Source organism: Sphingobacterium sp. MAE, assembly GCF_056711605.1.
This window is the reverse complement of sequence record NZ_CM160044.1, coordinates 4,939,722-4,952,640: the sequence shown is the minus strand read 5'-3', so window position 1 is coordinate 4,952,640 and position 12,919 is coordinate 4,939,722. Positions and strand designations below refer to the sequence as shown.

The following is a 12,919-nucleotide window of genomic DNA, read 5'->3' as shown; positions in this document are numbered from 1 at the left end:
TCTGAACAGTCCCGCTTTTCGGCTATCGATCGCGACACTGCTGCGGTCGTCGATCAGGGTCAGGTCCACATAGGTCAGGTTGTTAAACGAAAGAACATAAGTTTTCTTTTTTATAGTCTTTACTGGCCGGGATATGGATACGCAGCCAATAGATACCTTTCGCATCAAAATCATCCTGCTTGATTTTAGGGTTTTTGAAAATGGATTTATTATGGTAGTAAAACAGCGGACTGTCTTCGTTCAGCTGTTCCTGGGCAATGAGTACCGTTGGAATTTCATTTGTGCGCTGTATTCCTGCAGACCCTTTTAAAGATACTACAAGTAAAAAAAACAGCAAAAAAGGGGCAACGAGGTCAGGTTTCATTTGTCCCTACAAATGTGCATTATTTACCTGAATATTGAAGTTTATTACTGTGATTTTTTTTAAACTAAAGTTAAAAGAGACCCCAGGGTCTCTGTTATAACACCAATATTCACCCTACTTTTGATAGAAATTAGGAACTGTTTCACATTAAGTCTTTTAGATGTCTGGCAAAAGACCGCCAAAGTGGTGTATTATTTTTTATGAACAGCCTGATATGTTATTATTTGAGTGCGCTCACAATCGTACAAAGATTTTGTTTTATTGTTTAACATATACGAGGTATGATGATTTATGTTGTTATTTTAGTTTCCCTTGCTGCCTGTCTGCTATATTATATATATCAGGACAAGTACAGGCGTTCACAGTTTGAAGAGCACGTTACATTAAGTGCTCAGTACCGCATCCAAGATCACGCAGGTCAGTACAGCGGCAATCTCAAAAGTCGTTACGGATCCCTTATTTTCAATGCATCCCGCAGGGATGAGCAGCTCAGGGCCGTTGTGATTAGAAAAGTTAAGATATATCATAGAGGCGTATCGGTCAAATTAAATCAGTCCGCCATTATCCCCTTTGTAGAAAATAAAGATCAAGGATTAGCGATTTCGGTCCGTTTTCGAATCACTTCAGATCGGCAGAGCGTCGATCTTTCAGGTTGTCAAGTGTTGTTGGCTGGTGTATTAAACCTGAAGGGCGGCGACCGGGTTCCTTTCAAAATGAGCATGCCCATCGAAAATGTCTATCAGCACGAAGAAGAAGTCCATATCCAGCAGTTGGATCTACCGATATTCCATTAACCTAGTTTGTTTCCAAATTATGATTTAGTTGCTTAGTGCCTTGCTTGTCAAGGCACTATTTTTATGTTTCAACAACAGATCCACATCGCGATATCTGGAGCATTAAACGATGAATCCATGCTGATGATTTAATATTAAATAATGATTTGCTTCATGTTCAGCAGCTATATTTGTGATCGGAGGTACTGCAGTATTTCATCATCTTAACAGAAACAGTTTTTAGTTGAAGTGAAAACTTTATAAAAACAATTTGATTCGATACGATGTTAAACTTCACGACGTTAATAATATAGGTGATTGCAAGACAAAGTAGCCGTCCACTACGTTACTTGGTCACTGCGTCACTATTTTACTTGGTCACTGCGTCACTATTTTACTTTTTAATCCTTAAACCACCATGCTATTTATCCCATTGATCGCCCTATTGTTAATAGGCATTTATTACTTCTGGAACGCAAAGCAAACAAAAAACCAATTGGCTCAGCATGGCGCGATGTCCGTGAGCTATCTTTTTCAAGAACATCCGGGACAGTACAGTGGTGACCGGACTGTGAAGAGTGGGGTGATTGTGATCCATACCTCCAGTCACAATCAAAAATTAAAGCATGCTACATTAAAACGTGTTTCCGTCAAACATCCCGATCTACATATCCAGCTTGATCAATCGCTTTCACTTCCATTTCATTCTGAATTATTGCCCAAGCCCGAAGTCTCTATCCGTTACAAGTTGACCAATAAAGCACTGAGCAAGCTCGACTTGACCGGAGTCCCGACTTGTATTTCTGGTAAACTTCACTTTGAAGGCGGAAAGACCAGGCCTTTTCAGGTTATGGTTCCCATTTCGGGTTTGTACCATCAGCAGAGCAATCATTAGAGCGTTTGTCATCGTCCAGGCTAACTATTGTAGACGGTTTTACTCATCTCGCTTTATTGTTTGTTCATAAAATCTTATTACTTTTGATGCCATTCCCTTAATTACAGTTAGGGGGTTTTAAGCTGTTAAGAAATATTTGCACATCATGATGACTAAAACGATCATTATTACAGGTGGAGCGGGTTTTATAGGTTCGCATGTAGTCCGCACTTTTGTACATCAATATCCAGATTACCATATTGTCAATTTAGATGCATTGACCTATGCCGGCAATCTTGAAAATTTACGGGATATCGAAGATAGACCCAATTACACGTTTGTTAAAGAAGATATTACCGACGCTGCGGCCATGTTTCGTATTTTCACCACATTTCAACCTGATGGTGTGATCCATCTGGCAGCAGAGTCTCATGTCGATCGCTCCATTGCAGATCCTTCCGCGTTTGTGATGACCAATGTTATTGGTACGGTCAATTTACTAAATGCTGCCCGCGAAATCTGGAAAGATAATTTTGCAGGAAAACGTTTTCATCATGTTTCTACCGATGAGGTATTTGGTGCATTAGGAGCCGAAGGATTATTCACAGAAGAAACCGCTTACGATCCACATTCCCCTTATTCAGCCTCCAAAGCCAGTTCCGATCATTTTGTTCGCGCTTATCACGATACTTACGCCTTACCGATGGTATTGACCAATTGCTCCAACAATTATGGTCCCAATCATTTTCCAGAGAAACTGATTCCCTTATGTATTCACAATATCCTAAACAATCAACCCTTACCGATCTACGGTGATGGTAAGTACACCCGCGATTGGTTATTTGTGATCGATCATGCAACAGCTATTGATCTGGTATTTCATGAAGGAAAGAATGGCGATTCGTACAATGTTGGCGGATTTAACGAATGGCAAAATATTGATTTGGTCAAAGAACTGTGTAAGCAGGTAGATGAAAAATTAGGTCGACCAGTAGGAACTGCGGAGCAATTGATCACTTTTGTGAAAGATCGCCCGGGTCACGATTTACGTTACGCCATTGATGCCACCAAGATCAATCAAGAATTAGGCTGGTACCCTTCTGTTACTTTCGAACAAGGGCTATCCAAAACCATCGACTGGTTTTTAAATAATCAAGAGTGGCTGGACAATGTCACCTCAGGAGATTATCAGAAATATTTCGATCAGCAGTATAAAGGTTAGTTTAGTTAGTTAGTTAGTTAGTTAGTTAGTTAGTTAGTTAGTTAGTTAGTTAGTTAGTTAGTTAGTTAGTTAGTTAGTTAGTTAGTTAGTTAGTTAGTTAGTTAGTTAGTGAGATAGCTAGAAAAATTCTAACCTTCTAACCTTCTAACCTTTATCTAACCTTCTAACTTTAATATTTTAATTATGCTCGAATCTCATAAAGACTTAAAGGTTTGGCAGGAATCGATGATTCTTGTGGAAGATGTATATAAAATAACAGCTACATTTCCGAAAGAAGAGCTATTTGGTTTGACTAGTCAGTTAAAACGGTCGTCAGTATCAGTGCCATCTAATATTGCAGAAGGAGCTGGACGTAGGGGTAAAACTGAATTTATACGTTTTCTATATATTGCGATGGGTTCTTTAAGTGAATTGGATACACAACTTGAATTAGCAGAAAGACTTTCTTTTTATAAGCGAGACGAAGAAATATTTAAAAGAGTATATTATATAAAAAGTATGTTAGCGAAGTTGATTAAGAGTTTAGATAGGTAGAAAGTTAGAAAGTTAGATTGTTAGAAAGTGAAACTAACCTACTAATCATTTAACCTAATAACCTACTAACTTCTTCACCTTCTAACCATAATAAAAAACAATGCAATTCCTAGAAACAAAATTAAAAGGCTGCTTTATTTTAGAGCCCACTATAATTGAAGATGAAAGAGGATACTTTTTCGAAGCCTTCAATGACCGAAAGTTTGAGCAGATTGTAGGCGCTAAACCCCCATTTGTACAAGATAACCAATCCCAATCCCAGTACGGCGTAGTCCGTGGATTGCATATGCAAGCAGGTGAATATGGGCAAGCGAAGTTGGTGCGTGTACTCGAAGGAAAAGTATTGGATGTTGCGGTAGACGTGCGTCCCGGATCGGACACTTATGGCCAATCTGTCGCAGTAGAATTGTCCGCAGAGAATAAGCGACAACTGTATGTTCCACGTGGATTTTTACACGGATTTTCGGTCTTGTCCTATAGTGCGGTGTTCTTTTACAAATGCGATAATTATTATCATCAAGTAGCAGAAGACGGTGTTCATCCGTTAGATACAACAATAGGTATTGATTGGCAAGTTCCACGGGAAGATATGATTCTTTCCAAAAAAGATGAAGAAGCACAATCCTTTACAGCATTTAAAAATAAAAATGGAATCGGTTAATCAAAAGCAACGGATCGTTATTACAGGCGCATCAGGACAACTGGGACAGGAATTAAAAGTGCTGTTGGAACATGATGCTGCAAAAGAATGTTTCTTTTTAGATCGCAAACAGCTTCCGTTGGATCAGACCTTTATTATTCAAGATATTCTGGGGATGTATCAACCCGATGTGATCATCCATGCTGGAGCATATACCGCTGTCGATCAGGCCGAGTCTGAAGCTGATCTTGCTGATCAGGTCAATCACCTGGCTTCGGAAGAGATTGCGCAGTATTGTCATGTACATGGCACCAAGTTGATCGCCATTTCAACCGATTATGTATTCGATGGAAATAGCCGTATGGCGCTAACAGAAGACGCACCCGTGCATCCCATCAATGTATATGGACACACCAAGTTACAAGGAGAGCAGGCGATCCAAAAATGGTGCCCCGAAGCGATTATTATCCGTACCTCATGGGTGTACTCCACTTTTGGAAAAAACTTTGTCAAAACCATGTTACGGCTAATGTCCGAGCGCGAATCCATTGCTGTGATCAATGATCAGATCGGTTCACCGACTTCTGCAGCAGATCTGGCAAAAGCAATCGTCCATATTGTAGAGTGTGCAAAATGGGTGGGAGGTGTGTATCATTATAGCAATGAAGGCGAGATCAGCTGGTACGATTTTGCTGTAGCTATTCGCGATCTCAAAGGACTCGAGTGTGAGATCAATGCAATTCCCTCGACAGCTTATCCCACAGCAGCAAAGCGACCCAATTATTCGTTGTTAAATAAAACAAAGATTAAAGCGACATTTGGAGTAGAAGTGCCATTTTGGAAAGACAGTTTAAAGAACCAGTTTGTTAGTTAGTTAGTTAGTTAGTTAGTTAGTTAGTTAGTTAGTTAGTTAGTTAGTTAGTTAGTTAGTTAGTTAGTTAGTTAGTTAGTTAGTTAGTTAGTTAGTTAGTTAGTTAGTTAGTTATAGGGTGAGATAGCTAGAAAGTTAAGAAGTTAGAAAAATTCTAACCTTCTAACCATCATCTAACCTTCTAGCAATAAAAAACAAAAAAAATGAAAGGAATTATACTAGCAGGAGGATCAGGAACACGTTTACATCCCATGACATTGGCGGTGAGCAAGCAGTTGATGCCGGTGTACGATAAACCCATGATCTATTATCCATTATCCACCTTGATGTTAGCGGGAATCAATGAGATCCTCATTATTTCGACACCTCAAGATCTGCCGCAGTTTAAAAGACTGTTGGGAGATGGTTCACAGTTGGGTTGCCGATTTGAATATATCGAACAGCCTAGTCCAGATGGACTGGCGCAAGCCTTTATATTAGGAGAAGAGTTTATTGGTGATGATAAGGTCGCTCTGATCTTGGGTGATAATATTTTCTACGGTTCGGGTATGTCTAAGCACTTACAGTCCTGTGTAGATATTGAGGGCGGGATGGTGTTTGCTTATCAAGTCAATGATCCCGAGCGTTATGGCGTCGTGGAATTTGATGCAGATAAAAAAGCAATTTCGATAGAAGAAAAACCGGTAGCACCAAAATCAAATTTTGCCATTCCAGGATTATATTTTTACGATAATGATGTGGTCCAGATAGCCAAAGAAATTAAACCATCACCAAGAGGGGAATTGGAAATTACCGATATTAACAAAGTCTACTTGGAGCGAGAAAAGCTTCATGTGGCAGTTTTTGATCGCGGTACCGCATGGCTGGATACGGGTACTATTCAGTCTCTCATGCAAGCGGCACAGTTTGTACAGGTCATCGAGGAGCGTCAAGGGATGAAGATTGGTGCGATTGAAGAAGTGGCTTATCGTATGGGGTATATCGATAAAGCGCAATTGTTAAAAATTGCCGAACCGTTGCGTAAATCCGGATACGGGGAGTATCTCAATCTCTTAATTAAATAAATTTACCTACTTTTGTGAAAATTGCACTGTATAGAATGAGAAGAGTAATATTGTGGTTGTTTGTCATGAGCCTAATGGTTTCGGTACAAGCACAAACCAATCCAGCAAATATTAAAGTGGACGATTTAACGGATGCTCAAATTGAGCAATATGTGAAGCGTGCTGAATTAATGGGCTATAGTGAGTCACAATTGGATGGATTTGCACGTGCTCAAGGTGTATCAGCTGTCGAAGCTCAAAAGCTGAAAGACCGTTTACAGAAAATCAAACGCAATAAGCAACAGCCTAAAAATTTAGATGCAAGGCAACCGGCAGGAAATACGACTACTGGCCGTCAGGTCAATGGCGCTGCGCAGCAAGATTCTTTAAAAAATAAAAAATTACCTCAGGACTCCTTAGAGATCGATGAAAATAAATTAAAAGTATTTGGTTCAGATCTTTTCAAAAATAGTGATATTACATTTGAGCCCAATTTGCGTATGGCGACGCCAAGCTCTTATATTATTGGGCCTGATGATGAGATACTATTAGATATTTCGGGAGATAATGAAGCTTCCTATAAATTGCCGGTCAGTCCAGACGGAAATATAACGGTGGAGTATGTCGGCAAGATTGCGGTCTCAGGTTTATCGGTTACAGCTGCAAAAAACAAGATTCAATCTCGCTTGAGCAGTACCTATCCTGCCATTCGCTCAGGCAATACGCATGTGGATGTCAATATTGGTAATATTCGGAGTATCCGCATTACACTCACCGGAGCAGTCACCAAACCGGGCACCTATACTTTACCATCTCTAGCGACGGTTTTCAATGCTTTATATGCTTCAGGCGGTCCAGGTGAAAATGGCACATATCGTCAGATTCAAGTGATTCGTAACAATCAGGTGGTGACTACCATTGATTTATATGACTTTTTAGCGAATGGGATCCAACGGGGTAATATTCGTTTACAAGATCAGGATATTATTCATATCCCAGTATACGGCAGTCGTGTGCAGTTTGAAGGTGAGGTGAAACGACCTGCCATCTTTGAGACCGTATCCGGCGAATCTTTATTGGATTTAGTCAAGTATGCAGGCGGCTTTAGCGAAGATGCCTATACCGCCAAGATTAAAGTATTGCAAAAGACCGATAAGGAACGCAGTGTCAAAGATATTTATGCCGATCAGTTTGCCGATTACAGTCCCAAAGCAGGGGATCAGTTTACGGTAGAGCCTATCTTAGAGCGTTTTGCCAATCGTATCAGTATTTTGGGCGCGGTCTTCCGTCCAGGTTTATACGGTATGGAGCCAGGTATGACATTGAAGCAATTAATAGAACAAGCAGATGGTGTCCGTGAAGATGCCTTTTTAGAGCGAGGCATTATCAACAGACTAAGAGCAGATAACACAGCCGAGTTGATCAATTTCAATGTTCGCGAAGTATTAGCTGGAACTGTTGCAGATATTCCGTTAAAAAGAGAAGATAAAGTAGAGATTGCTTCTATTTTCGATTTAAGAGATGAATATAAATTTACGGTACAAGGTGAAGTACGTTTGCCCGGTGATTTTCCTTTTGCGAGCAATGCGACATTGGGCGATCTGATCCAAAAAGCAGGCGGATTAAATGAAGCCGCTAAAAATGCACGCATTGAGATTGCGCGACGATTAAAAAATCGCGATGTCAGCGATCCAAGTTCTTCACAAACCATCCAAGTCGATATTAAAGACGGTATTGTATCGGATTTGAACGTCGAGTTACAACCTTATGATGTGATCACGGTATTAGGTGATGCTGGTTTCCGAACCCAAAGACAAGTAAAGATTGAGGGAGAAGTTTTATTTCCGGGTATCTATACCATTTCAAGAGAAGATGAGCGCATCTCCGATATCATTAAGCGCGCTGGAGGTTTAACATCTTATGCCTACACAGAAGGAGCATCTCTAAAACGTACCGGAGTTTCTAAATTAAAGGCCGAAGAGAAAAAAGAAAAAGAACGCTTGAAAAAAGAGATGAGAAGGGATTCAGTTGATGAGTTAGAAGAAGAGGATGAATTTGATAAAGAAACAACAGCCGTTAATGCCAATGCTAAGAATAGTGCATTAGCAAAAGTATCACAGCAACAGGGTGCTTCGGCTACCGAAATTGAACCAAGTGATTTAGTAGGTATTGAGTTAAATAAAATTCTTAACAATCCTTACCAACGTGGAGACCTATTGGTATTAGATGGTGATATTATCACAGTACCTAAGGAGTTGGAAACGGTTAAAGTAATGGGAGAAGTATTAAACCCTAATAATGTGGTTTATGTCAAGGGTAAAAGCTTAAAATACTATGTCAATCAAGCAGGCGGTTTTACTGATAATGCTTTGAAGAAACGTGTATTTGTGCAGTATGCCAATGGATCTGTTAAAGGAAAAGATGGTGCATATCCCGAAGTAAAACCCGGAGCAGAGATTGTGGTACCTAAGCGTGCACCACGAGAAAAAATTAGTTCACAGGCATGGATCGGTATCGGTACTGGCGTAGCTTCAACTTTAGCGATTATTATCAGTTTGTTTAAAAATTAATATGAGCGGAACAAATAACACAGATGAGATCAGCTTAAAGGATTTCATTTTAAAAGTTCAAGAGTGGTCTAGGTATTTGTTTTCAAAATGGTATATCTTTATGATCATGGCACTTATTGGAAGTGGCTTAGGTATTTTTTACGCCTATACGCAAAAACCCAATTTTAAGGCATCGACGACTTTTGTTATGGAGTCCGGAGAGGGTACTAGTAGCGGAATGGGACAAATGGCAGGACTTGCAGCTCTCGCAGGAGTCGATTTAGGCATGTCTGGTGGAGGCATCTTCCAAGGAGACAATTTATTTGAATTGTACAAATCTAGAAAGATGATCGAATCTACTTTATTGTTACCGTCTGCCAGCGATAGCTCACAACTTTTGATAGATCGGTATTTAGCATTAACAGACACACGGACCAAATGGAAAGAAGAACATCCAGCATTATTACATATTGATTTTTCAAAGAGCATATCTAAAGATCTAGTACGTGCTCGGGATAGTATTTTACAGCGGGCTACATCAGATATCAATCGAAATAATTTAGTTGTTGGCAAGATGGACAAGAAATCAGCCATTATTAAAGTAGACGTTAAATCTACCGATGAGATTTTTTCAAAAGAATTTAATGAAGCACTAGTTGCTCAGGTCAATGATTTTTATATCAAAACGAAGACAAAAAAATCGTTAGATAATATTGCTATTTTACAAAATAAGACCGATTCAGTGCGGGCAGTTATGAATGGAAACATTGCTACCGCTGCAGTTGTTATAGATGCCACTCCTAATTTGAATCCTACTCGGCAAGCACAGCGTTTGGTCCCTACCCAAAGATCACAATTTTCTGCAGAGACCAATAAAGCTATCTTAAGTCAGCTGGTTCAGAATTTGGAAATGTCCAAAATGGCATTAATGAAAGAAGCACCTTTAATTCAAAAGGTCGATGAGCCCGTATTGCCGCTTGAAATCGATAAAATTGGCAAAGCTCAGGCAGCCATTATCGGTGGGCTTTTATTTGGTTTTTTAACGCTAATTATACTCGTATCTAGAAAGATATATTTAGATATCATTGAAAGTTAATATATGGATACCCTAAAACTTATTGGACGCACAAAGCAATTATTTGCTTTGGATATTGAAAACCATCAGGAACAACTTTCACAAATTGTTCAATCTTCCAGATTCTTAGTTATAGGAGGCGCTGGTTCTATCGGGCAAGCTACCGTTAAAGAGATATTTAAACGTTGTCCACGTAAACTCCATGTTGTGGATATCAGTGAAAATAATATGGTTGAGCTGGTTAGAGATATACGAAGCTCCTACGGTTATATTGATGGAGATTTTCAGACTTTTGCTTTAGATATTGGATCAGTCGAGTATGATGCCTTTTGGGAATCTGATGGCGAATATGACTATGTACTTAATCTTTCGGCACTAAAACATGTACGTAGTGAAAAAGATCCTTTCACCTTGATGCGCATGATTGATGTGAATATTTTTAATACGGATAAGACTTTGAAGCAGGCTATTTCAAAAAATGTAAAAAAGTATTTTTGTGTATCCACTGACAAAGCCGCCAATCCTGTCAATATGATGGGTGCCTCCAAACGTATTATGGAGATGTTTCTGATGCGTAGAAGTAAGGAAATCAACATCTCTACTGCTCGTTTTGCTAATGTTGCGTTTTCTGACGGATCTTTGTTGCACGGATTCAATAAACGTATTGAAAAAAAACAGCCCATCGTTGCTCCAAATGATATAAAGAGATATTTTGTTATCCCAAAAGAATCGGGAGAACTTTGTTTGATGTCTTGCATTTTTGGTGAAAATAGAGATATCTTCTTCCCAAAACTAAGTGAAAATTTACATTTGATCACCTTTGCTGAAATTGCCATTAAGTATCTTAATGCGATCGGTTATGAACCCTTTTTATGTCAAGATGAAGACGAAGCAAGAGCTTTAGTACATACTCTACCACAAGAAGGAAAATGGCCATGCCTATTTACAGAGAGTGATACTACAGGAGAAAAAGATTTTGAAGAATTCTTTACCGATAGCGAATTTTTGGATATGGATCGTTTTGAAAATCTTGGTGTTATCAAAAATGGATTAGTAGTAGAAGAAGAAAAATTACAGATTTTTGAAGATACCATTTCTTCAATTAAGGGAAACCGTAAATGGGGAAAAGAAGAAATTGTAGATTTGTTTCTTAAAATGATCCCTGATTTTGGGCATAAAGAGACAGGTAAATATTTAGATGCCAAAATGTAGATATGGATTATATCAATGATTTTATCTCTTTCGTAAGAGAACAGTATAATACGGATAAATTTATTCCATTACATGAACCTCGATTCAGAGGTAATGAGAAAGTCTATCTTTTAGATACGATTGATTCAACTTTTGTATCTTCAGTTGGCGCATATGTGGATGATTTTGAACGTAAAATGGAACATTTTACGGGAGCTGCTAAAGCAGTGGCAGTGGTCAACGGTACTGCGTCATTACAAGTAGCTTTACGTATCGCCGGGGTATCTTCAGGAGATGAAGTGATTACTCAAGCATTAACATTTATTGCAACAGCAAATGCTATTGTTTACAATAATGCCTCACCCATATTCTTAGATGTGGATCTGGATACTATGGGACTTTCCCCTAGAGCTGTCCACAATTTTTTAGAAGAATTTGGTGAATTACGAGAAGGTGGCTGTTATAATAAACTTACAGGAAAAAGAATAGCTGCCTGTATGCCCATGCATACTTTTGGCTTTCCTGTTCACTTGGACGAGCTAATTGCCATTTGTGATCAATGGCATATTCCTATTGTTGAAGATGCGGCAGAATCCTTAGGGAGCTATTACAAAGGTAAACACACGGGTACTGTTGGTCTTATTGGAGGATTTTCATTTAATGGAAACAAAACGATTACCAGTGGCGGTGGCGGTGCTATTATTTCTAATCATGTTGACTTAGGGATTAAAGCAAAATATCTGACGACTACGGCTAAAAAACCGCATCCATATGAATTTTTTCATGATGAAATAGGGTATAATTTCAGGATGCCCAATCTGAATGCAGCTTTAGCCTGCGCACAAATGGAAATGTTGGATACGTTTTTAGCTGATAAAAGAATTTTGGCAGATCAGTACGCCACTTTTTTTAACAGCTTAGGAGTCAAGTTTAGAACAGAAACAAAAGATACAAAAGCGAATTACTGGTTGATGTGTATCGAATTGGATGATCCAAAGGATCGTGAGCTCTTTCTGAAGGTGTCGAATGAAGATGGAATCATGACACGTCCTATCTGGACATTAATGACCCGTCTACCGATGTATCAACATTGCCAGAAAGATCATCAAACCAATGCGGAGTTTTTAGAACAGCGTATCATTAATATACCAAGTAGTGTACGATAAACTCGAAATAGCAGTTGTTGGGTATTCAGGCCACGCTTTTGTTGTACTAGACGCTGCGACAGAAATGGGATTTGCTATCAAATATTATACTGAAAAATCGAGCTGTGCTGCCAACCCATTTGCGCTAGAATATATAGGTGACGAAGGAAATGAATTTTTTGACTGGAGCCGTGTTGATGCTTTTGTATTAGGCATAGGCGATAATCAAATTAGAAAAAAAATTGCACATTTAATTCAAGCAAATAATAAAGAGTTTCCTAATGTTATACATCCTTCGGCAGTAGTCAGTAAGCGATGCCAGATGGGTATAGGAAATTTTATAGGCGCTCGCGCATGTATCAATACATTCTCCCAATTAGGCAGTTTCTGCATTTTAAATACGGGCTGTATCGTCGAACATGAATGTGTGATAGAAGACGCTGTACATATCGCACCTGGTGCAGTTTTGGCTGGTCATGTTCAGGTTGGGAAAATGACATTTATTGGAGCTAATGCTGTTGTAAAGCAAGGAATTACCATTGGTGAAAACGTAATAATTGGCGCAGGGAGTACTGTTATTTGTCATGTGCCAGATAATGAAGTATGGGCAGGAAATCCTGCTAAGAAGTTGAAATAGA

General features: G+C 39.1%; 13 protein-coding genes. 12 read left to right on the top strand and 1 reads right to left on the bottom strand.

The window, feature by feature from the left end:
- Nucleotides 1–82: 82 nt before the first annotated feature.
- On the bottom strand, nucleotides 83–364 hold the full coding sequence (locus AC06G9_RS21070) for a hypothetical protein (RefSeq protein WP_480957145.1): 282 nt from the start codon (nucleotides 362–364) through the stop codon (nucleotides 83–85).
- 500 nt (nucleotides 365–864) lie between these two features.
- Here AC06G9_RS21070 and AC06G9_RS21065 point away from each other — a divergent pair, with 500 nt between their 5' ends.
- From AC06G9_RS21065 to AC06G9_RS21010, 12 genes are all read left to right on the top strand, one after another.
- The gene (locus AC06G9_RS21065) at nucleotides 865–1,158 is read left to right on the top strand and encodes a hypothetical protein (protein ID WP_434439084.1); all 294 of its coding nucleotides are present in this window, start codon (nucleotides 865–867) and stop codon (nucleotides 1,156–1,158) included.
- Nucleotides 1,159–1,555: 397 nt separating this feature from the next.
- Entirely contained in the window at nucleotides 1,556–2,032 is a 477-nt protein-coding gene (locus AC06G9_RS21060; protein ID WP_346568788.1) for a hypothetical protein, read from the top strand.
- Between the two features lie 148 nt (nucleotides 2,033–2,180).
- Nucleotides 2,181–3,233: a dTDP-glucose 4,6-dehydratase gene (rfbB, locus tag AC06G9_RS21055; protein ID WP_480958200.1), complete on the top strand. Its 1,053-nt coding sequence runs from the start codon at nucleotides 2,181–2,183 to the stop codon at nucleotides 3,231–3,233.
- A gap of 183 nt (nucleotides 3,234–3,416) precedes the next feature.
- Nucleotides 3,417–3,767 carry a four helix bundle protein gene (locus AC06G9_RS21050; protein ID WP_480957144.1) on the top strand — a complete coding sequence of 117 codons (351 nt, stop codon included), beginning with the start codon at nucleotides 3,417–3,419 and terminating at the stop codon, nucleotides 3,765–3,767.
- A 100-nt stretch (nucleotides 3,768–3,867) separates the two neighbouring features.
- The gene (gene rfbC / locus AC06G9_RS21045) at nucleotides 3,868–4,428 is read left to right on the top strand and encodes a dTDP-4-dehydrorhamnose 3,5-epimerase (RefSeq protein ID WP_480957143.1); all 561 of its coding nucleotides are present in this window, start codon (nucleotides 3,868–3,870) and stop codon (nucleotides 4,426–4,428) included.
- Nucleotides 4,376–5,281: a dTDP-4-dehydrorhamnose reductase gene (rfbD, locus tag AC06G9_RS21040; protein WP_480957142.1), complete on the top strand. Its 906-nt coding sequence runs from the start codon at nucleotides 4,376–4,378 to the stop codon at nucleotides 5,279–5,281. Before rfbC ends, rfbD begins: the two co-directional genes overlap by 53 nt.
- Before the next feature lie 200 nt (nucleotides 5,282–5,481).
- A complete protein-coding gene (rfbA, locus tag AC06G9_RS21035) occupies nucleotides 5,482–6,342 on the top strand; it encodes a glucose-1-phosphate thymidylyltransferase RfbA (RefSeq protein WP_480957141.1) in 861 nt (286 codons plus the stop codon).
- Between the two features lie 35 nt (nucleotides 6,343–6,377).
- Nucleotides 6,378–8,891 (top strand): SLBB domain-containing protein, encoded by a 2,514-nt coding sequence (locus AC06G9_RS21030; protein ID WP_480957140.1) that lies wholly within the window; start codon nucleotides 6,378–6,380, stop codon nucleotides 8,889–8,891.
- A 1-nt stretch (nucleotide 8,892) separates the two neighbouring features.
- Nucleotides 8,893–9,966, top strand: a complete 1,074-nt coding sequence (locus tag AC06G9_RS21025; protein WP_480957139.1) for a lipopolysaccharide biosynthesis protein — start codon at nucleotides 8,893–8,895, stop codon at nucleotides 9,964–9,966.
- A gap of 3 nt (nucleotides 9,967–9,969) precedes the next feature.
- Nucleotides 9,970–11,157, top strand: a complete 1,188-nt coding sequence (locus AC06G9_RS21020) for a UDP-N-acetylglucosamine 4,6-dehydratase (RefSeq protein WP_480957138.1) — start codon at nucleotides 9,970–9,972, stop codon at nucleotides 11,155–11,157.
- Nucleotides 11,158–11,159: 2 nt separating this feature from the next.
- Nucleotides 11,160–12,302, top strand: a complete 1,143-nt coding sequence (locus tag AC06G9_RS21015) for a LegC family aminotransferase (protein WP_480957137.1) — start codon at nucleotides 11,160–11,162, stop codon at nucleotides 12,300–12,302.
- Entirely contained in the window at nucleotides 12,292–12,918 is a 627-nt protein-coding gene (locus AC06G9_RS21010) for an acetyltransferase (RefSeq protein ID WP_480957136.1), read from the top strand. Before AC06G9_RS21015 ends, AC06G9_RS21010 begins: the two co-directional genes overlap by 11 nt.
- Nucleotide 12,919: the final 1 nt, after the last annotated feature.